Source organism: Cupriavidus nantongensis, assembly GCF_041726985.1.
Taxonomy (GTDB): domain Bacteria; phylum Pseudomonadota; class Gammaproteobacteria; order Burkholderiales; family Burkholderiaceae; genus Cupriavidus; species Cupriavidus nantongensis_A.
The window spans coordinates 1,154,311-1,174,334 of record NZ_CP168302.1 but is presented as its reverse complement, the minus strand read 5'-3'; the positions used below and the strand labels follow the sequence as shown (position 1 = coordinate 1,174,334).

20 protein-coding genes are annotated in these 20,024 nt (G+C 68.8%); 14 read left to right on the top strand and 6 right to left on the bottom strand.

The genetic code is table 11. The annotated features are described in order from the left end of the window. Positions 1-52 precede the first annotated feature (52 nt). Both ACEI37_RS05000 and ACEI37_RS04995 read left to right on the top strand, forming a co-directional pair. Positions 53-646, top strand: a complete 594-nt coding sequence (locus ACEI37_RS05000; protein ID WP_373377619.1) for a sigma-70 family RNA polymerase sigma factor — start codon at positions 53-55, stop codon at positions 644-646. A gap of 40 nt (positions 647-686) precedes the next feature. Beyond that, positions 687-902, top strand: a complete 216-nt coding sequence (locus ACEI37_RS04995) for a zf-HC2 domain-containing protein (RefSeq protein ID WP_373377618.1) — start codon at positions 687-689, stop codon at positions 900-902. Positions 903-1,064: 162 nt separating this feature from the next. On the opposite strand, the gene ACEI37_RS04990 is transcribed toward ACEI37_RS04995, so the two are convergent. After that, positions 1,065-1,445, bottom strand: a complete 381-nt coding sequence (locus ACEI37_RS04990) for a hypothetical protein (protein ID WP_373377617.1) — start codon at positions 1,443-1,445, stop codon at positions 1,065-1,067. 279 nt (positions 1,446-1,724) lie between these two features. On the opposite strand from ACEI37_RS04990, the gene czcI reads away from it, so the two are divergent. The 4 genes from czcI (at position 1,725) to ACEI37_RS04970 (ending at position 7,917) form a co-directional block, all read left to right on the top strand. Beyond that, a complete protein-coding gene (czcI, locus tag ACEI37_RS04985; RefSeq protein WP_373377616.1) occupies positions 1,725-2,099 on the top strand; it encodes a cation efflux protein, CzcI family in 375 nt (124 codons plus the stop codon). Between the two features lie 116 nt (positions 2,100-2,215). Continuing rightward, the gene (locus tag ACEI37_RS04980) at positions 2,216-3,433 is read left to right on the top strand and encodes a TolC family protein (RefSeq protein WP_373377615.1); all 1,218 of its coding nucleotides are present in this window, start codon (positions 2,216-2,218) and stop codon (positions 3,431-3,433) included. Between the two features lie 16 nt (positions 3,434-3,449). After that, positions 3,450-4,733: an efflux RND transporter periplasmic adaptor subunit gene (locus ACEI37_RS04975; RefSeq protein ID WP_373377614.1), complete on the top strand. Its 1,284-nt coding sequence runs from the start codon at positions 3,450-3,452 to the stop codon at positions 4,731-4,733. Positions 4,734-4,746: 13 nt separating this feature from the next. Then, positions 4,747-7,917 (top strand): CusA/CzcA family heavy metal efflux RND transporter, encoded by a 3,171-nt coding sequence (locus ACEI37_RS04970; protein ID WP_373377613.1) that lies wholly within the window; start codon positions 4,747-4,749, stop codon positions 7,915-7,917. Between the two features lie 17 nt (positions 7,918-7,934). Here the strand turns inward: ACEI37_RS04970 and ACEI37_RS04965 are convergent, their stop codons facing one another. Beyond that, on the bottom strand, positions 7,935-8,342 hold the full coding sequence (locus ACEI37_RS04965; RefSeq protein WP_373377612.1) for a hypothetical protein: 408 nt from the start codon (positions 8,340-8,342) through the stop codon (positions 7,935-7,937). A 204-nt stretch (positions 8,343-8,546) separates the two neighbouring features. Here ACEI37_RS04965 and ACEI37_RS04960 point away from each other — a divergent pair, with 204 nt between their 5' ends. The 3 genes from ACEI37_RS04960 to ACEI37_RS04950 are packed head-to-tail and all read left to right on the top strand — an operon-like array spanning position 8,547 to position 10,840. Beyond that, a complete protein-coding gene (locus ACEI37_RS04960; protein ID WP_373377611.1) occupies positions 8,547-9,701 on the top strand; it encodes a cytochrome P450 in 1,155 nt (384 codons plus the stop codon). A 16-nt stretch (positions 9,702-9,717) separates the two neighbouring features. Further along, positions 9,718-10,074 (top strand): antibiotic biosynthesis monooxygenase, encoded by a 357-nt coding sequence (locus ACEI37_RS04955; protein WP_111516572.1) that lies wholly within the window; start codon positions 9,718-9,720, stop codon positions 10,072-10,074. Positions 10,075-10,084: 10 nt separating this feature from the next. After that, a complete protein-coding gene (locus tag ACEI37_RS04950) occupies positions 10,085-10,840 on the top strand; it encodes a sulfite exporter TauE/SafE family protein (protein WP_373377610.1) in 756 nt (251 codons plus the stop codon). 115 nt (positions 10,841-10,955) lie between these two features. On the opposite strand, the gene ACEI37_RS04945 is transcribed toward ACEI37_RS04950, so the two are convergent. After that, the gene (locus ACEI37_RS04945) at positions 10,956-11,705 is read right to left on the bottom strand and encodes a carbonic anhydrase (protein WP_373377609.1); all 750 of its coding nucleotides are present in this window, start codon (positions 11,703-11,705) and stop codon (positions 10,956-10,958) included. A gap of 287 nt (positions 11,706-11,992) precedes the next feature. Here ACEI37_RS04945 and ACEI37_RS04940 point away from each other — a divergent pair, with 287 nt between their 5' ends. Beyond that, positions 11,993-14,512, top strand: coding sequence for an esterase-like activity of phytase family protein (locus ACEI37_RS04940; RefSeq protein ID WP_373377608.1), 2,520 nt, complete (start codon positions 11,993-11,995; stop codon positions 14,510-14,512). Between the two features lie 54 nt (positions 14,513-14,566). Here ACEI37_RS04940 and ACEI37_RS04935 read toward each other — a convergent pair whose 3' ends face one another. Then, on the bottom strand, positions 14,567-14,764 hold the full coding sequence (locus ACEI37_RS04935; protein ID WP_373377607.1) for a DUF3606 domain-containing protein: 198 nt from the start codon (positions 14,762-14,764) through the stop codon (positions 14,567-14,569). Between the two features lie 132 nt (positions 14,765-14,896). Here ACEI37_RS04935 and ACEI37_RS04930 point away from each other — a divergent pair, with 132 nt between their 5' ends. The 3 genes from ACEI37_RS04930 to ACEI37_RS04920 all read left to right on the top strand — a co-directional run bounded on the left by ACEI37_RS04930 (position 14,897) and on the right by ACEI37_RS04920 (position 16,690). Beyond that, a complete protein-coding gene (locus tag ACEI37_RS04930; protein WP_373377606.1) occupies positions 14,897-15,994 on the top strand; it encodes a PHB depolymerase family esterase in 1,098 nt (365 codons plus the stop codon). A gap of 67 nt (positions 15,995-16,061) precedes the next feature. Then, a complete protein-coding gene (locus ACEI37_RS04925; protein ID WP_373377605.1) occupies positions 16,062-16,307 on the top strand; it encodes a type II toxin-antitoxin system Phd/YefM family antitoxin in 246 nt (81 codons plus the stop codon). Continuing rightward, complete coding sequence (locus ACEI37_RS04920) at positions 16,304-16,690, top strand: type II toxin-antitoxin system VapC family toxin (protein WP_373377604.1); 387 nt, start codon at positions 16,304-16,306, stop codon at positions 16,688-16,690. The genes ACEI37_RS04925 and ACEI37_RS04920 overlap by 4 nt, the downstream gene beginning before the upstream one ends. A 6-nt stretch (positions 16,691-16,696) precedes the next feature. Here the strand turns inward: ACEI37_RS04920 and ACEI37_RS04915 are convergent, their stop codons facing one another. Next, positions 16,697-17,005 (bottom strand): 2Fe-2S iron-sulfur cluster-binding protein, encoded by a 309-nt coding sequence (locus ACEI37_RS04915; RefSeq protein WP_373377603.1) that lies wholly within the window; start codon positions 17,003-17,005, stop codon positions 16,697-16,699. Continuing rightward, positions 16,998-17,615 (bottom strand): YigZ family protein, encoded by a 618-nt coding sequence (locus ACEI37_RS04910; protein WP_373377602.1) that lies wholly within the window; start codon positions 17,613-17,615, stop codon positions 16,998-17,000. Before ACEI37_RS04910 ends, ACEI37_RS04915 begins: the two co-directional genes overlap by 8 nt. 271 nt (positions 17,616-17,886) lie before the next feature. On the opposite strand from ACEI37_RS04910, the gene ACEI37_RS04905 reads away from it, so the two are divergent. Beyond that, the gene (locus ACEI37_RS04905; protein WP_373377601.1) at positions 17,887-19,881 is read left to right on the top strand and encodes a PhoX family phosphatase; all 1,995 of its coding nucleotides are present in this window, start codon (positions 17,887-17,889) and stop codon (positions 19,879-19,881) included. Positions 19,882-20,024: the final 143 nt, after the last annotated feature.

Below are 20,024 nucleotides of genomic sequence, written 5' to 3'. Positions count from 1 at the left end.
GAAGGGCGCGGGTATGATGGCGCATCTGTCCAGGCAACCGCCCCCGATCCCGATGAGCCTCGACCCCGCCGAACTGCAGGCGCTACGCCCCTACCTGTTGCGCTTTGCGCGCCTGCAGCTGCGCGACGAGGCAGTGGCCGAAGATGCCGTCTCGGAAACGCTGCTGGCGGCGCTCGAACACCCGGAGCGCTTTGCCGGCCAGTCGGCGCTGCGCACCTACGTGGTCGGCATCCTCAAGCACAAGATCATCGACGCGCTGCGCAGCGGCAGGCGCGAGGTCAGGCTGGCGCTGGCCACCGACGGCGATGGCCAGCCGCAGTCCGACGACGATGCCTTCGACGCCCTGTTTACGCGCAACGGCCACTACCAGGATCCGCCCTCTGACTGGGGCGACCCCGAGCGCGCGTTCGAGCGCCGCGAGTTCTTCGAGATCCTGCAGCTATGCGTGGACCGCCTGCCGGCGCGCACCGGCCGCATCTTCATGATGCGGGAATGGCTGGAGCTGGACACCGAAGAAATCTGTCAGCATTTGCAGATCAGCGCGACCAATGCCTGGGCGATGCTCTACCGGGCCCGCATGCGCCTGCGCGAATGCCTGGAACTGCACTGGTTTGGCCAGCGTGGCGGGCCCGGCAGGGCCGGCTGAGCCCGCCCATCCCCACGCCAGCGAACCGTCACGGACAAAGATGCCGGAAACCCCACCCTCCCGCTCCCCGCGTCGGCTGCTGCCGGACTGCGAAGAGGTCCATAACTTGACCATGAAGAGCCTGGACCTGCCGCTGTCGTGGACGGAGCGGCTGCGCATGCGTTCGCACCTGGCGATTTGCGATGCCTGCACCCGCTTCAGCGCGCAGATGCGCACGCTGCGCGAAGCCATGCACAGGCTGGGGCGCGACGAATGACAAAGGCCAGCGCTGGCGCAAATGGGTTCAGTTAAGGGACCAATCACTACCGTCATTCCCGCGAAGGCGGGAATCCAGCGTCTTTCACGTCCCCTTCGGGGATAAAGTCACTGGGTTCCCGCCTTCGCGGGAACGACGGTCGCTGACGCGGGCGTTGGCCGCTCAGGCGCGGGCGCCTTCGCCGTAGGGGTCGAACTTGCCGGTGCGGCTGCCTTCGGTGAAGGTGTCGAAGCCGCGGGCAGGCGATGCCGACACGCCGCTGCGGTCCAGGCCGGCCACGGTGCGGGCACCGTCGGTGAAGGGATCAGCCTTGCCGGTGCGGGCACCGTCGGTAAAGGGATCGGCCTTGCCGGCGCGGGCGCCGTCGGTGAAGGCGTCGTGGCTGCGGAATTCATAACCATACTTGTCGCCCGGCACGGTGCTGCGGAAGCTGTAGCCGTACTGGTCACCAGGCAGCTGGCTGGCGGCGGTGGCAGCTTGCGCGGCGCCGAGGGCGGCCAACGACAGGAACAGGGCGGAAGCGAGGCGGGCGGTCTTGGTCATGGTGGTTCTCCGTTAGCTTGTTGAATTTGTCAGAAGGCGTTGCTTTGTGTGCGTGCCGTTCATGTACGGAACTATAGGAGTCCAACCGCCAGCAAAGCGGGTGCTTTGCCGGATGAGTTATTCAAAAATATTGAATAAACGATCGGGGGTTTGCACCCGCCAATGCCATGACGCAAATGTAATGACCCCGTTGCCCGAATGCCCGCTGCGCCTCGGTTAAACTTGCGACTCGCTGCCGACGCCCCGGTTGTCATGCCTGCAGCGCCGCTCCCACGATTCATGCAACGGCTCCTCCTCGTCCTCCTTGCGCTCGTCTTGCCGCTCCAGTTCGCCTGGGCGGGAGCTGCCGCGTATTGTGGGCACGAGGTCGCGCTGTCGGCCAAGGCGCATTTCGGCCACCACGAGCACCGGCACCAGGCTGGCGGCGGCGGGCAGGACCAGCAAGCCGATCCTGCGCAGGACAAGGCCAGGCTGAACCTGGCCGATCCCGACTGCGGCGTCTGCCATATCGCCTCGCTGCCCTTCGCGCCGGCCGATGCGCAGGACGTGCCTGCGCTGCGCCGGGTGGAACTGGCGCCGCCGGTGCCGCAGCCCAGCTTCTCCTCACACAGCGCGCGGGCGCCCGACCGCCCGCAGTGGCCGCGTCTCGCTTAGCCGGCGAGACGACGCTTCCCCGCTATCCCGATCCCTTGCGATCGCCTCCTGGCGTCATGACCGCATGACGCCGGGCGTCTCGCCGAATTTCCCCGGTTTTCTTCTGGTGCAATTCGATGCGAAGACTTTTGCTGCCGCTCGGGCTGGCGGCCGTGCTATCCAGCCCTTTCCCTGGCGTCGCGCAGACGCCGCCCCAAACCCTGACCCTGGATGCCGCGCTGGCGCTGGCGGAGGCTGGCAGCTTTACGCTGTCCGCCGCCGGCAAGGAACTCGATGCCACCGAAGGCGACCTGATCCAGTCGCGCGTGATTCCAAATCCGGAACTGGCAGTGTCGATAGAAGACACGCGCAAGGCCTCGCGCTCGACCACCGGCCAGGTCAACCTGCCGATCGAACTCGGCGGCAAGCGCGCCGCCCGCATCGGCCTGGCCGAGCGCGGGCGCGAGCTGGCGCAGGCCGAGCTGGGCAGCACCCGCGCCGAGCTGCGCGCCGCGGTGATCGCGCGCTTCTTCGGCGTGCTGGTGGCGCAGGAGCGCGTCCGCCTGGCCGAGGGTTCGGTCGGCATCGCCAGCCAGGCCGCCGATGCCGCCGGCCGGCGCGTCGCCGCCGGCAAGGTCGCGCCGCTGGAGGCCACGCGCGCCAGGGTGGAGCAGGCCAACGCCGAGCTGGAACTGGCCGAGGCCACCGGCGCGCTGCAGTCCGCGCGGCAGTCGCTGGCGGGGCTATGGGGCGACAGCGTGCCGCGTTTCGCGCAGGCGCAGGGCGATCTCGATGCATTGCCGTCGCGGCCCGCACCGGCCGCGTTGCAGGCGGCGCTGGAAGACTCGCCGCTGCTGGCGGCAAGCCGCCTGGCGGCGGAGCGCAGCCGTGCCGAAGTGGCGGTGCAGCGCAGCCGCCAGTATCCCGACGTGACCGTAAGCCTGGGCGCCAAGCGCGATAACGAGGCCAACCGCAACATGGCGGTGCTGGGCGTGGCGATTCCGCTGCCGCTGTTCGACCGCAACCAGGGCAACCTGTACGCGGCGCTGCGCCGTGCCGACGGCGCGCAGGACGCGCACGCTGCCACGCGCGTGCGCCTGCAGGGCGAACTGCAGCAGGCTTCGACGCAGCTGTCGGTGTCGCGCGCCGCGGCGCAGACGCTGCAGGCCTCGGTGCTGCCGGCGGCCGAGCAGGCCTACGCCGCCGCCTCGCGCGGGTTCGAGGCCGGCAAGTTCAATTTCCTCGACGTGCTGGATGCCCAGCGCACGCTGTTCCAGGCGCGCATCCGCTACCTGGACGTGCTGGCCCGCACCTATGACGCGGCCGCCAGCATCGACCGCATCCTCGGACACTGATACGGAAGCTGCAGACATGGCAATGAGCAAGCAACAACGGGCCGCGGTGGTGGCCATCCTGGTCGCCGGGCTTTTGGGCGGCGCGGCGATCCTGTTCACCGGCAAGGGCGGCAGCCCCAGCAGCGAGGCCGCGCACGGGCATGCCGAACACGGCGACGAGCATGGGCACGAGCATGGCAAGGAGGGGGAGAGGGCAGGAGACAAGGCCGATAAGCATGCCGACGCTGGCGCGCCCCCGGCGCAGCCGCAAGCCGAAGACAAGCCGCACGTGATCGCGCTGACGCCCGCGCAGATCGAACAGGCCGGTATCGGCATGGCCACCGCCGCCGCGGCGGCGCTGCGCAGCAGCGTCGATTTCCCCGGCGAGATCCGCTTCAACGACGACCGCACCGCGCACGTGGTGCCGCGCGTCGCGGGCGTCGCGCAGGCGGTGCCGGCCAACCTGGGCCAGTCGGTGCGCAAGGGCGAGGTGCTGGCGCTGATTGCCAGCACCTCGGTGGCGGAGCAGCGCAGCGAACTGCTGGCCGCGCAGAAGCGCGAGGCGCTGGCGCGGGCCACCTACGCGCGCGAGAAGACGCTGTGGCAGGAGCAGATCTCCGCCGAGCAGGACTACCAGCAGGCGCGCACGGCGCTGGAAGAGGCGCAGATCGCGGTGCAGAACGCGCGCCAGAAGCTGACCGCGATCGGCGCCGCCGAGCGCGGCGGCGCCGGCGGCGCGCTGAACCAGTTCGCGCTGCGCGCGCCGTTCGACGGCATCGTGGTCGAGAAGCACCTGTCGCTGGGCGAAGCGGTCAAGGAAGACGCCAGCGTCTTCACGGTCTCGGACCTGAGTTCGGTATGGGCCGAGTTCTTGGTGTCCGCGCGCGACCTGGACCGCGTGCGCGTGGGCGAGGCGGTCACGGTGCGCTCCAGCGCCTCTGCCACGCAGGCCGAAGGCAAGGTGTCCTACGTCGGCGCCTTGCTGGGCGAGCAGACCCGCACCGCCAAGGCGCGCGTGACGCTGGCCAATCCGGGCACGGCGTGGCGCCCCGGGCTGTTCGTCACGGTCAGCGTGCTGGGCGCGCCGGTGCAGGTGCCGGTGACGGTGGCGGCCGACGCGGTGCAGCAGGTCGATGGCCAGAGCGTGGTGTTCGTCGCGGTGCCGGCCGGGTTTGCGGTGCAGCCGGTCCAGACCGGGCGCACCGACGGCAAGCTGGTGGAGGTGACCAAGGGCCTGCAGGCCGGCGCGCGTTACGCCGCGGCCAACAGTTTCATCCTCAAGTCCGAGCTGGGCAAAGCCAGCGCCGGGCATGAGCACTGAGCGGGAGGCGCGCATGTTCGAACGCCTGATCCGCTTTGCCATTGCGCAACGCTGGCTGGTGCTGCTGGCGGTGCTGGGCATGGCCGCGCTGGGCCTGTACAGCTACACCCGGCTGCCGATCGACGCGGTGCCCGACATCACCAACGTGCAGGTGCAGATCAACACCGCCGCGCCGGGCTATTCACCGCTGGAGACCGAGCAGCGCATCACCTATCCCGTCGAGACCGTGATGGCGGGCCTGCCCGGTCTGGAGCAGACCCGCTCGCTGTCGCGCTACGGGCTGTCGCAGGTGACGGTGATCTTCCGCGACGGCACCGACATCCACTTTGCGCGCCAGCTGGTCAACCAGCGCATCCAGGAGGCGCGCGACCAGCTGCCGCCGGGCATCGCGCCCGCGATGGGGCCGATCTCGACCGGACTGGGCGAGATCTACCTGTGGACGGTCGAGGCCCACCCCGGCGCGCGCAAGCCCGATGGCAGCGCCTACACGCTGTCGGACCTGCGCGAGATCCAGGACTGGGTGATCCGGCCGCAGCTGCGCAACGTGCCGGGCGTGACCGAGGTCAACGCCATCGGCGGCCATGCGCGCGCCTACGTGGTGGCGCCCGACCTGGCACGCATGGCATCGTACGGGCTGACGCTGGCCGATGTGGTGGGCGCGCTGGAGAAGAACAACGACAACGTCGGCGCCGGCTATATCGAGCGCCGCGGCGAGCAGTACCTGGTGCGCGTGCCCGGCCAGGTGCGCTCGCTCGACGAAATCGGTGACGTGATCGTCGGCACCGCGCAGGGCCAGCCGATCCGCGTGCGCGACGTGGCCACGGTGCAGACCGGCGGCGAGCTGCGCACCGGCGCGGCCACCGAGAACGGCCGCGAGGTGGTGCTGGGCACGGTGTTCATGCTGCTCGGCGAGAACAGCCGCGCGGTGTCGCAGGCGGTGGACCGCAAGATGGCCGAGATCAACCGCACGCTGCCGGCGGGGATACAGGCCGTTACCGTGTACGACCGCACCACGCTGGTCGACAAGGCCATCGCCACGGTCAAGAAGAACCTGGTGGAAGGCGCGGTGCTGGTGATCGCCATCCTGTTCCTGTTCCTGGGCAACCTGCGCGCGGCGCTGATCACCGCGCTGGTGATCCCGCTGTCGATGCTGTTCACCTTCACCGGCATGGTCCACTACCGCATTAGCGCCAACCTGATGAGCCTGGGTGCGCTGGACTTCGGCATCATCGTCGACGGCGCGGTGGTGATCGTCGAGAACTGCGTGCGCCGGCTGGCGCATGCGCAGGCCCGCCAGGGCCGCGCGCTGACGCGGGAGGAACGGCTGCAGGAGGTCTTTGCCGCCGCGCGCGAGGCGCGCCGGCCGCTGCTGTATGGCCAGCTGATCATCATGGTGGTGTACCTGCCGATCTTTGCGCTCACCGGGGTCGAAGGCAAGATGTTCCATCCGATGGCCTTTACCGTGGTGCTGGCGCTGCTGGGGGCGATGGTGCTGTCGGTGACCTTCGTTCCCGCGGCGGTGGCACTGTTTATCGGCAACCGCGTGGCCGAGCGCGACAACCGGCTGATGGGCTGGGCGCGCCGCCGCTACGCGGTGCTGCTGGAGCGCGTGCTGGCGTCCACGCCGGTAGTGCTGGCCGGCGCCGGCGTGGCCGTGGTGTTGTGCCTGGCGATTGCCACGCGCCTGGGCAGCGAATTCGTGCCCAGCCTTAACGAAGGCGACCTCGCGGTGCAGGCGCTGCGCATACCCGGCACCAGCCTGACGCAATCGGTGGCGATGCAGCAGCAGGTGGAAACCGCGCTCAAGGCCAAATTCCCGGAGATCGAACGCATCTTTGCCCGCACCGGCACCGCGGAGATTGCCTCGGACCCGATGCCGCCGAATATCTCCGACGGCTACATCATGCTCAAGCCCGAATCGCAATGGCCCGAGCCGCGCCGCACGCGCGACGCGCTGATCGCGGCGATCCGCGCCGAAGTGGGAAAGCTGCCGGGCAACAACTACGAGTTCTCGCAACCGATCCAGTTGCGCTTCAACGAGCTGATCTCGGGCGTGCGCTCGGACGTGGCGGTCAAGGTGTTCGGCGACGACAACACTGTGCTGGAGCAGACCGCCAACCGCATCGCCGCGGTGCTGCGGGATATCCCCGGCGCGGCCGAGGTCAAGGTCGAGCAGACCACCGGACTGCCGATGCTGACGGTGCAGATCGACCGCAACCAGGCCGCCCGCTACGGGTTGAACCTGAGCGATATCCAGGACGCGGTATCGATCGGCATCGGCGGCAAGGTCTCCGGCACCTTCTTCAGCGGCGACCGGCGCTTCGATATCGTGGTGCGACTGCCCGAGGCCGTGCGCGCCGACGTCGACGCGCTGCGGCGCCTGCCGGTGGCGCTTCCCAAAGACGCCGGTGCGCGTACCAGCTACATCCCGCTGAGCGAAGTCGCCAGCGTGGAGATGGCGCCGGGCCCTAACCAGGTCTCGCGCGAGAACGGCAAGCGCCGCATCGTGGTCAGCGCCAATGTGCGCGGGCGCGATATCGGCAGCTTCGTGCCCGAGGCCGAGGCCGCCATCCGAGCGCGCGTGGCGATTCCCGCCGGCTACTGGACCAGCTGGGGCGGCACCTTCGAGCAATTGCAGTCCGCCACCGCGCGGCTGCGCGTGGTGGTGCCGCTGGCGCTGGGGCTGGTGTTCGTGCTGCTGTTCGCCATGTTCGGCAATGTCAAGGACGGGCTGCTGGTCTTCACCGGCATTCCGTTCGCACTGACCGGCGGCATCCTGGCGCTGTGGCTGCGCGGCATCCCGTTGTCGATCTCGGCGGCGGTGGGCTTTATCGCGCTATGCGGAGTCGCGGTGCTCAACGGGCTGGTGATGCTGTCGTTTATCCGCTCGCTGCGCGAGGCCGGGCATGGGCTGGACCATGCCATCCGCGAGGGCGCGCTGACGCGGCTGCGCCCGGTGCTGATGACGGCGCTGGTGGCCTCGCTCGGCTTCGTGCCGATGGCGCTGGCCACCGGCACCGGCGCCGAGGTGCAGCGGCCGCTCGCGACGGTGGTGATCGGCGGCATTTTGTCGTCGACGGCGCTGACGCTGCTGGTGCTGCCGGTGCTGTACCGGCTCGCGCATCGCAACGATGCGCTGGCGGCGGCGCGCGCCGATGGGCAGGTGGCGACGATGGAGACGTGACAAGCGCGCCCGGCGGCCTATTGCGGCGTGGCGGGCGGCGTGCCGGGCAGCGCGCCGGGCGTCAGCACGCTCATTCCCGAGACGCCGCTCGAGGTGGTGCGGCGCTGGCTCAGCAGGACACCGTTCTGGTCGAATTCGAACAGCACCGTCGAGGCGCGGATCGCGCCGCCGGCAAACAGCGGCCCGATGAAGGGGATGAAACTCTCGGGGTGGGGCTGGGAGGTGGCGAACGAGTAGACCAGGATGGTCGAGCCGTCGCGCAGCGTGGCGCGCGAGGACGGCGGGCCCAACTGCGTGGTGACCTCGTCGAGTGTGGAGAAGCCAGGCAGGAAGTTCGACAAGTGCTCGGGCTTCACGTCGACGCCGGTGGAAACGCATGCCGCCAACATGAGGCCGGCCACAACCAGTGCGTGAACACGCTTCATGTCGTCACCGCCGTACTTGGTATAGCGTTGCCGCGCGAGGCGCCCGGCACGCCGTGCTCAAAGCATACAACCAATCGCCGGGCCGCAGCGCCCTGCATTCCACGCTTCACGACACCATGAAGCTTCCGGCCCGGCCGCGGCGGCATGATGCCGATGTGCGCCCGACATTGCGGCGCAGCCAGCCCACATGCGATTCGCGCCGCCATGCCAGAGACCATCACCGCCAGCTTCGCCGGGATCGACCCGCTCAGCGCCGTCACGCATCCCGATCCGTATCCCTACTACCGTGAACTGTCCGCCACCCGGCCTTTCTTCCGCGAGCAAGGACTGGGGCTGTGGGTGGCCGCCGGGCCGCGTGAAGTGGCAGCCGTGCTGGCCCATCCCGACTGCCGCGTGCGTCCGGCCACGCAGCCGGTGCCGCCCGCGCTCGCCGGCACCGCAGCCGGTGACCTGTTCGGCCGGCTTGTCCGCATGAACGATGGCGCCGCGCATGCGCCGCTGAAGGCGCTGCTGATGCCGATGCTGGCGGCGGTGGATCCGGGCGTCGCGGCGCAACAGGCCGCTGCGATGGCGCAGGTGCTGGATGCAGGCGAGGCATCGCACCCTGCCATGCCGGCCGCGTCGGTCAACCGCTGGCTCTTTGCCTTGCCGGTTGTCACGGTGGCATCGGTGCTGGGCTTGCCGGTCGCGCGCGACCCCGGCATGGCGGTCGAGGTCGCGCAGCAGGTTGCCGCGTTCGCCGCCGCCCAGTCGCCGCTGGCGGACGCGGACACCGTGCGCGCCGGCGCCGAGGCGGCGCAGTGGCTGGGCACGTGGCTGGCCTCGTCGCTCGCCAGCCTGCCAGCGGCTGACGGCCCGCTGCCGGCGCTGCAACGCGCGGCACAGGCCGCCGGCATCGAGGCGCAGGCGGTCGCCGCCAATATCATCGGCCTGCTGGTCCAGGCCTGCGAAGCGACTGCCGGCCTCGCTGGCAATACGCTGCTGTGGCTGGACCGCAATCCATCGGCCGGCGGTATGCCGTTGCAAGGCGTGGTGGCGCGCGTCGCGCAGGACGACCCGCCGGTGCAGAACACGCGCCGATTTCTTGCTGCGGACACCCAGCTATGCGGCCACGCCGTCAAGGCCGGCGACACGGTGCTGGTGCTGCTGGCCGCGGCATCGACCAGTGGCCTTGCCGACGATGCGCGCGCATGGACCTTCGGCCAAGGCCGCCATGCTTGCCCCGGTGACCGGCTGGCGCAGGCCCTGGCCACTGCGACGGTGACGGCGCTGTGCGCGCGTGGCGCCGATCCGGCTGCGCTGGCGCGCGCATTCCGTTATCGTCCGTCGCTGAACGCGCGCATTCCGCATTTCCTTTGATCTCACGGAGACAACCATGATCGCCGTCATCTTTGAAGTCGAGCCCGCGCCGGGCCGGCAGGACACCTACCTCGACATTGCCGCTCACCTGCGTCCTCAGCTCGAGGCCATCGACGGCTTTATCTCGGTGGAGCGCTTCCAGAGCCTGACCAACCCCGGCAAGCTGCTGTCGCTGTCGTTCTTCCGCGACGAGGCCGCGGTGATCGCCTGGCGCAATACGCTGGCGCATCGCCAGGCGCAGGCCGCCGGACGCGGCGGCGTGTTCGCCGGCTACCGGCTGCGCGTGGCGCAGGTGCTGCGCGACTACGGGCTCGACGCGCGCGAGCAGGCGCCGGCGGACAGCCGCGCGGTGCACGACCGCGACGCTGGCTGAGGGCGCGGCGATGACGATGGAATCGATTGGCACGCAGGCCGCGTTTATCGGGCTGACCTTCCTGCTGGCGGGTTTCGTCAAGGGCGTGGTCGGGCTGGGTCTGCCCACGGTCGCAGTGGGCATGCTGGGGCTGGTGATGCCGCCGGCGCAGGCCGCGGCACTGCTGGTGGCGCCGTCGATGGTGACCAACGTGGTGCAGCTGTTCAGCGGCCCGCGCTTCGGCCTGCTGGTGCGGCGCCTGTGGCCGATGCTGGCGGCGATCTGCGCCGGCACCTGGCTGTGCGCGGCACTGGTGCCCGCCGGCATGATGACGCACGCGACCTCCGCGCTGGGCGTGGCGCTGGTGCTGTACGCGGTGGTGGGGCTGGCGGCGGTAAAGCTGACGGTGCCGGCCGGCGCGGAACGCTGGCTTGGGCCGTTGATCGGGCTGGTCACCGGCGGCATCACCGCGGTCACGGGCGTGTTCGTGATTCCGGCCGTGCCCTACCTGCAGGGGCTGGGGCTGGACAAGGAGAGCCTGGTGCAGGCGCTGGGCCTGTCGTTCACGGTGTCGACCATCGCGCTGGCGGTCAGCCTGGCGCTGGGCGGGGCGCTGCTGCATATGCCGGTGCTTGGGGCGTCGGCGCTGGCGCTGGTGCCTGCGCTGGGCGGGATGTTTGTGGGGCAGTGGCTGCGCCACCGGATCAGTGCGGAGCGTTTTCGCAAGTTGTTTTTTTGCGGGTTGCTGGTGTTGGGCGGGGAGCTGGCGATGCGGGGGTTGGGGTGAGGGGTCGCTGCCAGGTGTTCGCAAGCTGAGGTTTGCTCCCCTCTCCCGCAAGCGGGAGAGGGAGTACGCCAACAGGTGTTGGAAACACGTTGGTGTTGCGTTAGACCGTAGTCCCTCAGCGGCTTGCCTGCACCGTCCTGCCATTCAGCGGCTGCACCGGCCGCGCGTTCATCGGATAGAGCTTCCGGAACGCCGCCAATTGTGCCGGCGACACTTCCACCGCCGTCTTCAGCACCTGCCAGCGTACGTCCTCGCTGCATGGCGGCGTCGTCAGCGAGCCGGTGAAGGACCAATAGGCCTGCTGCGCCGGCAGCAGCGCCGCAACGTCCAGCGGCGCAGCCAGTTCACGCGATTCGCCGGCGTTGGCCGGCAGGCTGGCGAAGACCGGCTTGAGCGCTGCATTCTCGCGGCCGGACTTGAACAGCACGGCCACTACCGCCAGCTTGCCTTCGGCATTCTGGTGCACCAGGTGCGCAACCAGCGGATAGGTCTTGCCGTTGACCTTCTCTTCGCTGGGCGTATGGAAGTGGAACTGCAACAGCTTGTAGGGCACGCCGTCCAGTTCGATCTGCCCCGCCGCCGGCAGGTTGACCTGCACGGTATGGCCGTTATTGACCACGGTGCCCGGCGCCGCGGCGTAGCCGAAGCCGATCGGCTTCAGGTTCGCCGGCCGCGCCTTGCCGGTGCGGATGTCGATGGGCGACTGGTGCTTGCCCAGCGCGCAGGTCTGGTAGGCCTGGTCCAGCTCGGCCCAGTGGCTGGTGCCGGTGGGGCCGGTGTAGCTCCAGTGCGGTTCGTTGCCGGCCCATGCGGCCGGTGCGAGCAAGGCGGCGCAGAGGGTGAAAAGCGGCAGCTTGGTGTTCATGTGTCGATGCGTCCTCGTGTTGATAAACCCCTTGTTTTCCGACGTGGTGTTATCGCTCTGTCCCAGTCTTGAGTGCCGGGTCCGGGCCCGGGCCGGAAATCATGCAGCAAAACTGCCGCCCGGCGAATAAGGCATTGCTGAATTCCGGTCTGCACTGCGCTTAACGCGAGTAAGGGCTGCATGCCGCTGCGCGATTGATGCGTGTCGCTCATGCTGTCACGCAAGCGACATCAAGCCGACATATCGACCTACCACCATGGCGCATTGCCCAACTCTTGGAACCTGCAATGCGCCTGAGCGTCTTCCCTTCGCGCCGGACCCGCGCGGCACTGGCCAGCGCCGCGGTGGCGGCATCGCTGCTGGCGGCATGCGGCGGCGACGATAACGACAACGACAGCGACCACGGCACGCCCACGGTCAGCGCGCCCACGCTGGTGGGCCGCGCGGTGCTGCCCGCCGCCACCTTTGCCAGCGGGCCGCAGTCGGGGCGCTATGTCACCGGCGACCTCAACGGCCAGACCGCGCCGTTCGCGTCGCAGCCGGTGCAGGGTTTCTCGGCGGTGCTGCGCAACCCGGACGGCAGCTTCATGGTGATGGCTGACAACGGCTACGGTTCGCTGGAGAACTCGGCCGATTTCAACCTGCGCGTCTACACGGTGGCGCCGACGTTCAAGACCGCGGCCGGCGGTGCGGGCAGCGTGGCGGTGCGCAGCTTTATCGAGCTGAAGGATCCGAACCGGCATGTCAAGTTCGCCATCGCGAACCAGTTCACCAGCGAGCGCGTGCTGACCGGCGCCGACTTCGATATCGAGAGCATGCAGCGCGGCCCCGACGGCACGCTGTGGTTCGGCGATGAGTTCGGCCCGTTCCTGCTGCATACCGACGCCAACGGCGTGCTGCTGGAAGCGCCGATCCCGCTGCCGGATTTCGAGAACCCCGGCAAGGAGATCCGCTCGCCGCAGAACCCGTTCAACGAAGAGGCCTCGCCGGTGCGCATCATGAACGCCGTGCGCGCGCATGCCTTCGCGCATGGCGGCACCCGCGCGCCGGTGTTTGCGCCGTATTACGTGCAGCTCAAGTACGACGTCAACGGCGTCAAGTCGAGCCCCGACGCGCACTATGCGCGCGGCGGCAACCCGCAGCCGGGGCTGGTGCCGGCGGTGTCCGACACGCTCGACGTGGCCTCGGTCAAGGCCGCCGGCTACAACGTGGTGACCTGGACCGTCAACGACAGTGCCAAGATGACCGAGCTGCTGAAGGCCGGCGTCAACGGCATCATCTCGGACCGGCCCGACCTGCTCTACGCGGCCGTTGCCGCCTACGATGCCAATGGCGACGGCAAGGCCGGCGACTACCTGACCGCCGACGGCCTGATCGATGCCGCCAGGTTCGACGCTCAGGGCCACCGCGGCGCGCGCGACCTGCGCCCGGAGAACACCCTGCCGGCGATGGAGGCCGCGCTGGATAACCTGATGACCACGCTGGAGACCGATGTCGGCATCACCGCCGACGGTGTCGCGGTGCTCAAGCACGATCCCTATATCGAATCGGTCAAGTGCCGCCGCGCCGACGGCGCGCCCTACGGCACCGCCGACGAAGTGCTGATCAAAAACCTGACCGCGGCGCAGATCCAGTCCACCTATATCTGCGACAAGCTGTTCCGCGGCCCGAGCCAGCGCAACGATCTGGTACTGTCGCCGGTGTCGGCGGCGGTGGCGGCCGCCAAGGGCTACGCCAGCCCCTACGTGGTGCCGCGCGCGCAGGATGTGTTCGACCTGGTCAGCGCCTATGTGGCCTACTACAGCACCGGCGCCGGCCAGGGCCATCCGCAGGCGGCGCAGCGCGTGAAGAATGCGCAGGCGGTGCGTTTCAATCTGGAGACCAAGCTCAACCCGCGCAGCGACAAGGACGGCAAGGGCAACGTCTACAAGGACCGCACCGTCGGCGCCGAGCAGATGGCCGACACGCTGGCCGGCGTGATCAGCACCGCCGGCATGGCCCAGCGCGCCGATATCCAGAGCTTCGATTTCCGCACGCTGCTGCGCGTGCAGGAGAAGTTCCCGGCGATTCGCACGGTGTACCTGTTCGGCGATTTCCCGATCTATGGCGACGCGGCCAACAGCGACGACGGCACCAATATGCAGGACGAAGCCGGCGCCAACACGCCGTGGATGGCGGGCCTGTACTGGCCGTACCGCGCCACCGCGACGTCGAACCCTATGCGCGCGAAGCGCTCGGGCGGCTTCGAGGGCATGGCGATCAGCCCGGACGGCAAGACGCTCTACCCGCTGCTGGAACTGCCGCTGGCCGGGCATGACGGCAAGACGCTGCTGATCTCGGAGTTCGACATCGCCACGCGCCGGTACACCGGGGTGCAATACAAGTACCGGCTCGACGACAAGGGCACCAATATCGGCGATTTCATCCTGTTCAACGCCAGCGAGGGCATTGTCATCGAGCGCGACGGCTCGCAGGGCGACCCGAACGGCTTCAAGAAGCTGTTCCAGGTGAAGCTGGGCAAGCCGGGCGACTACGTCGCCAAGTCCGAACTGGCCAACCTGATGGCGCTGCGCGACCCCGCCGGCATCAGCGCCGGCGGCGCCCCGGGCGACGTGGCGCTGGGCGATCCGTTCGGCATGCCGTTCAACACCATCGAGGACGTGCTGGTGCTGGACCCGACCACGCTGCTGGTGATCGACGACAACAACTTCCCGTTCAGCGTGGGGCGGCATGTCGGCAGCAAGATGCCGGATGACAGCGAGTTCATCCAGATCCGGCTGCCCAAGGCGCTCAACCTGGGCGGCTAGGACGCCAGGCTGCGCAAGACGCTGCGTGCTGGCATCCCCGCCAGGGTGGGGATGTCAGCCGGAGCGGGCGCCCGCGTGCCGCTGTTCCAGCTGCGCGCGCACCGCCGAGATATGATCGCCGGCCTGGTCGACGGCGTTTTCCAGGTCGCTGGTGCTGCAGCCGAGCTCCCTGCACCAGTACTGCACTTCGAGCGGATCCATCAGGTTGATGCGGCCCGGATCCAGGGGCCTGAACTCGCTCACATCGCTCATGCTTGCCTCCGGTTCGTGTCTGGGCGCGACACGGTCCTTGCATTGTAGGCAGACATCAGCCGCGCGTTGCATGCAAGTTGCGCCGGCCACAGCGCATATCATGTGGCGGTGATCCCTTGCACAGGAAGCCGCATGCCCCGCTCACCCGGCGCGAAACTCTGGTCCACGCTGAACAAGACCGCGTCCCGCCATGCGCGCCAGATGCAGCGTGCCGTCAACAAGAATTTCACCAAGCCGATGACCGAGGCCATGGTGCGCAACGCGGTGAAGCAATCCGCTGCAGTCACGGCCGCGACGCAGCGCGCCTTGTCTGGGGTGGTGTCGCCGGTGGCGGCGCCGCAGAGCCGTGGCAGCGGGCGCTGGGAAGAGGGCGCGTGGGGCGCGCCGCTGGCGCCGCGCCGCTACCGCATCTTCGTGCCGGCCGGCGCCACCGCGTCGCGCCGCGCACCGATGCTGGTGCTGCTGCACGGATGCGGCCAGGACGCCGCCAGCTTTGCCGCGGTCACGCGCGCCGCCGCGGTGGCGCGCGAATCCGGCTGGGTGGTGTTGCTGCCCGAGCAGAGTTCGCAGGCCAACGCGCAGCGTTGCTGGAACTGGTTCCGGCCCGCGGCGCAGGGCGCCGTGGAAGCCGGGCTGCTGATGACGCTGATCGACCAGGCCTGCCGCCGCCATCCGGTGGCAGCGGACCGCATCAGCGTGCTGGGCCTATCCGCGGGCGGTGCGATGGCGCTGATGCTGGGGCTGCGCTATCCGTCGCGCTTCGCCGCGGTGGGCTCGCACTCGGGCGCCGTGCCCTGGAGCGCAAGCAATGCCGCGCAGGCCACGCGCGCCATGCGCGGACAGCGCGGGCCCGACGCCAAGACCATGCAGGCGCTGCGCTTCGGCCTGGCGGGACGCCGCCCGCCACCGTTGCTGCTGCTGCATGGCGATGCCGACCACATGGTCGACTTCAGCAACGCCACCGCTGCCGCCGGCATGTGGATGCATCTGCAGCCCGAAGGCACTCCGCCGCTGGCCGGCGTGCCGGCCCGGCGCATCCAGCGCGGCATGCGCCACGCCATCGATGTGTTCGACTGGTACGAGGGCCGGTCGCCTTACCTGCGGCTGGTGCGCGTGGAAGGCCTGGGCCACGCCTGGAGCGGCGGTGCCGGCGGGCAGGCGTTCTCGGACCCTGCGGGGCCGGATGGGTTGAAGCTGGCGTTGCGGTTTTTTCTGGCGGTGGGGGTTTAGAGGAACGGCGATTGCCGCAGCCGTCTGGATGGACTAGACTAACTAAACTTAGTTTAGTGAGGGCGTCATGCAAACCATCAATATCCACGAGGCCAAGACCCATCTCTCGCGGCTGGTCGACCAGGCGGCCAACGGCGAGCCTTTTGTGATTGCCAAGGCAGGCAAGCCCCTTGTGAAAGTCGTGGCGCTGCATGTGCCGGAGAAAGGGCAGATCAAGCGGTTGGGATTCATGGCCGGACAGGGGCAGGTGCCCGAGGATTTCGATCGCATGGGCCAGCGCGAGATTGAAGCCATGTTTGGCGGCGAGTCATGAAACTCCTGCTGGATACGCACCTGCTGCTGAGGATGGCACTGACACCTGAGCGCATCTCGCCAGACGCGCAGGCGCTATTGAACGCCGACGACACGGTGCTGGTTTTCAGCCCCGCCAGCCTGTGGGAGATCGCGATCAAGCAAGGGCTTGGCCGTGCGGACTTCCAGATCAACGCCCGGGTTTTTCGCAGAGGCTTGCTTGATAACGGCTACAGTGAGCTGCCGATCCGCAGTGATCATGCGGTGGCGATTGATTGCCTTCCGGCGATTCACAAAGACCCGTTTGACCGGCTTCTCGTCGCCCAGGCAACCGTGGAGGGCCTGACGCTGCTGACCTCGGACCCGCTTGTTGGCCAATACCCCGGGCCCATTCGGCTGGTCTGATCGCAGCTAGCCGAGACTGACCGGCTCAAACACCACATCACTCTCCGGACAAGCCACGCAGGGCAATATCAGCCCCTCGTCCTTCTCGTCCGGACTCAGCCCCGGCCATTCGATCCGATAGCGGATCGTCCCTGCGTGCAGCCGGCTGGCGCAGGCGCGGCAGGTGCCGTTGCGGCACGAATTGGGCAGCGCCACGCCTTCCAGCAAGGCTGCCTCCAGCAGGCTCAGCCCCGCCGGCGCGGGGAAGCGGGCAAGGCCCGGCAGCACCTGTGCGGTGAATTCGGCGCTTTCGTCCGAAGGCTCCACGTCAGCCATGGCTGTCGTCCTCCGCCTGCGGAAACTGCGCGCGGCCGTGGGTGGCGTCCCGCACTGCGTCGCGCGCGGCGTCGAGCTGGGTCGCGGGCATGCGCAGCACCAGCGTGGCGAGTGCGCCGTAGCCGGTCTCGGCCAGCGTGCAGCCGGCGGGCGCCTCGTAGTCCAGCCAGCGGCGCACGCGCGGCTCGTCGGCATAGTCGACCGCGACAGCCAGCGTGCCGTACGCGATGCGCTCGACCCGTTCGGCGGATTTCAGGGCCGCGGCGATGGCATCGGTGTAAGCGCGCACCAACCCGCCGGCTCCCAGCTTGACGCCACCGTAATAGCGCACCACCGCTGCCAGCACGCCGTCGAGGTCGTGGTGGCGCAGCACTTCCAGGATCGGCCGGCCGGCGGTGCCGGAAGGCTCGCCATCGTCGGACATGCCCGAGGCGCCACCGGCAAGCAGCGCCCAGCACACGTGGGTGGCCGCGGGATGCTCGGCACGGAGCGCCTGCAGCGCGGCCATGGCGGCGTCGCGGTCGGCAACCGGCAGCGCCAGCGCCAGGAAGCGGCTCTTGCGGATCTCGATCTCGGCGTGGACGGGGGTGGCTAGCGTGTAGGTGGGCACGGGCAAGCGGCGCGGAACTGGTACGGAAATCCGCGCCGGCCGGGCCGCGGAAGCAAGGCGGCAGTGTACCGCAGCGGACCGGGCTGGCCCGACGCCGCCAACGCATTGTGTTGCATCGTCAACTTGGTGTCACAAACGGCGCCTACGATCCGCCCCGGACGTGCGCGATGACGCCCGCCGCCCGCCTGTGCAACAGGTGCCTGGTCCCGCCCCCCGGGACTGGCGCAAACACGTAGTGAAACCATCCCTTTCCTTTCCCCGGATCGAAAACATGCTTGAACAACCCAATGCTGGCCGCCGCAAGGCCCTGAAGCTATTGGCCGGCGCGCCCATGTTGCCGCTCGGCTTCGCCTCCACCAGCCTGCTGGCAGGCTGCGGCGGCGGCGATGACGCCGCGCTCGTGCCGGCCCCCGCACCCGCTCCCGGCCCGGCCGCCACCTTCACCACCGCCGAGTTCGTGCCGATGAGCGCGCCGACGCTGGCCACGCCCGAGGCCATGGCGACCACCACGGTCGGCTCCAGCCTCAAGGTGTCCTTCAGCGACGGCAGCAGCCAGACCTACAAGCTGGCCTACCAGCCCTTCTTCGTCACCGGCGACACGCTGCCCGACGGCAAGGGCGGCACCGTCGTGGCGGGCGGCTACTACGACATCAACAACCAGCCGATCATCGATACCTCGGTGCCCGGCAAGGAGCGCCAGTTCTTCTCCGATGCACCGGACGGCAGCTCGCTGCTGACACTGGCCAACCCGAACGTGCCGGGCGTCAAGGGCAACACCGTGTTCGCGGTGGTGCAGTTCGAATACACCACGCGCAACCAGGGCAATGCCAGCATGTACGGGCTGCTGCCGTCGCCGATCGCGGTGCTGACGCTGGACCAGGACCCGGCCACCGGCAAGCTGACCCCGGTCAGGTACCACAACGTCGACACCTCGGGCGTCAACGGCCTGTGGATCACCTGCGGCGCCAGCCTGTCGCCGTGGAACACGCACCTGTCGAGCGAGGAATACGAGACCGACCTGATGGATGCCAACGCGGTCACGCAGCTGCAGGGCTACAGCCGCAACCTGTACGGCGACCCGGCCCGCGCTAACGCCTACAACTACGGCCACCTGCCGGAAGTCACGGTGCACCCGGACGGTACCGGCACCATCAAGAAACACTACTGCCTGGGCCGCATTTCTCACGAGCTGGTGCAGGTCATGCCGGACGAGCGCACCGTGCTGATGGGCGACGATGCCACCAATGGCGGCCTGTTCCTGTTTATCGCCGACCAGGCGCGCGACCTGTCCGCCGGCACGCTGTACGTGGCCAAATGGCACCAGACCTCGGGCACCGGCCCGGGCAGCGCCACGCTGTCGTGGATCCGGCTGGGCCACGCCACCAGCGCCGAGATCCGCGCGCTGGTCGACGGCGGCATCCGGCTGGCCGACATCATGGACGTCAAGACCGCCGACCCGGCCGATGCCAGCTACACCCGCATCATTTACAACGGCAAGCCCAACTGGGTGAAGCTGGTGCCCGGCATGGAAAAGGCCGCGGCCTTCCTGGAGACGCACCGCTATGCCGCGCTGGTCGGCGGCAGCCTGGGCTTTACCAAGATGGAAGGCACCACCGTCAACATCCAGGACAAGAAGGCCTATTCGGCGATGTCGCGCATCGAGTCGAGCATGCTGGCGGGCAACGCCGCCAATGCCGGCGATATCCAGGTGGAAGGCCCGTACTCCGGCGCGGTCTATGAACTGAACCTGAAGGGCGGGCAGGCCGACAAGAGCGGCACGGCGATGGCGAGCGAATGGGTGCCGGTCGACATGGCCGCGGTGCCGGCGCTGGTCAGCGAAGACCTGGGCGGCGGCAAGATGAAGCAGCAGGATGCGCTGGGCAACTTCGCCAACCCCGACAAGGTGGCCACGCCGGACAACCTGAAGTTTTCGGAAAAGCTGCGCACGCTGTTCGTTGGCGAGGACAGCAACACCCACGTCAACAACTTCCTGTGGGCGTACCACGTCGACACCAAGGTGCTCAGCCGCGTGCTGTCATGCCCGGCCGGCGCCGAGTCCACCGGCCTGCATGCGGTGGACGAGATCAACGGCTGGACCTACGTGATGAGCAACTTCCAGCATGTCGGCGACTGGGAGTCCCCGCTGCACGACAAGGTCAAGGCGCAGCTCGATCCGCTGGTGCGCGCCAACTACAAGGACCGTTTCGGCGCGGCGGTCGGCTACCTGACCGGCGACCCGACCGGCGTCAGGCTGGCGAAGGCCTGACGCGCGGCGACGTGCGGCCATGACAACGGCGGGCTTCGGCCCGCCGTTTGCATTTGGGGCGCGGCCGGCGCTCATCCGCCCGCGTGGTCCGCTAACACGCGGCACCGGTTCAGGCGAGCCGGGGCTAACCCGCATCCGTTGCA

Coding starts and splice junctions, on each gene's coding strand:
- ACEI37_RS05000 (WP_373377619.1), top strand. CDS start 53: ATGAGCCTCGACCCCGCCGAACTGCAGGCGCTACGCCCCTACCTGTTG.
- ACEI37_RS04995 (WP_373377618.1), top strand. CDS start 687: ATGCCGGAAACCCCACCCTCCCGCTCCCCGCGTCGGCTGCTGCCGGAC.
- ACEI37_RS04990 (WP_373377617.1), bottom strand. CDS start 1,445: ATGACCAAGACCGCCCGCCTCGCTTCCGCCCTGTTCCTGTCGTTGGCC.
- czcI (WP_373377616.1), top strand. CDS start 1,725: ATGCAACGGCTCCTCCTCGTCCTCCTTGCGCTCGTCTTGCCGCTCCAG.
- ACEI37_RS04980 (WP_373377615.1), top strand. CDS start 2,216: ATGCGAAGACTTTTGCTGCCGCTCGGGCTGGCGGCCGTGCTATCCAGC.
- ACEI37_RS04975 (WP_373377614.1), top strand. CDS start 3,450: ATGGCAATGAGCAAGCAACAACGGGCCGCGGTGGTGGCCATCCTGGTC.
- ACEI37_RS04970 (WP_373377613.1), top strand. CDS start 4,747: ATGTTCGAACGCCTGATCCGCTTTGCCATTGCGCAACGCTGGCTGGTG.
- ACEI37_RS04965 (WP_373377612.1), bottom strand. CDS start 8,342: ATGAAGCGTGTTCACGCACTGGTTGTGGCCGGCCTCATGTTGGCGGCA.
- ACEI37_RS04960 (WP_373377611.1), top strand. CDS start 8,547: ATGCCAGAGACCATCACCGCCAGCTTCGCCGGGATCGACCCGCTCAGC.
- ACEI37_RS04955 (WP_111516572.1), top strand. CDS start 9,718: ATGATCGCCGTCATCTTTGAAGTCGAGCCCGCGCCGGGCCGGCAGGAC.
- ACEI37_RS04950 (WP_373377610.1), top strand. CDS start 10,085: ATGACGATGGAATCGATTGGCACGCAGGCCGCGTTTATCGGGCTGACC.
- ACEI37_RS04945 (WP_373377609.1), bottom strand. CDS start 11,705: ATGAACACCAAGCTGCCGCTTTTCACCCTCTGCGCCGCCTTGCTCGCA.
- ACEI37_RS04940 (WP_373377608.1), top strand. CDS start 11,993: ATGCGCCTGAGCGTCTTCCCTTCGCGCCGGACCCGCGCGGCACTGGCC.
- ACEI37_RS04935 (WP_373377607.1), bottom strand. CDS start 14,764: ATGAGCGATGTGAGCGAGTTCAGGCCCCTGGATCCGGGCCGCATCAAC.
- ACEI37_RS04930 (WP_373377606.1), top strand. CDS start 14,897: ATGCCCCGCTCACCCGGCGCGAAACTCTGGTCCACGCTGAACAAGACC.
- ACEI37_RS04925 (WP_373377605.1), top strand. CDS start 16,062: ATGCAAACCATCAATATCCACGAGGCCAAGACCCATCTCTCGCGGCTG.
- ACEI37_RS04920 (WP_373377604.1), top strand. CDS start 16,304: ATGAAACTCCTGCTGGATACGCACCTGCTGCTGAGGATGGCACTGACA.
- ACEI37_RS04915 (WP_373377603.1), bottom strand. CDS start 17,005: ATGGCTGACGTGGAGCCTTCGGACGAAAGCGCCGAATTCACCGCACAG.
- ACEI37_RS04905 (WP_373377601.1), top strand. CDS start 17,887: ATGCTTGAACAACCCAATGCTGGCCGCCGCAAGGCCCTGAAGCTATTG.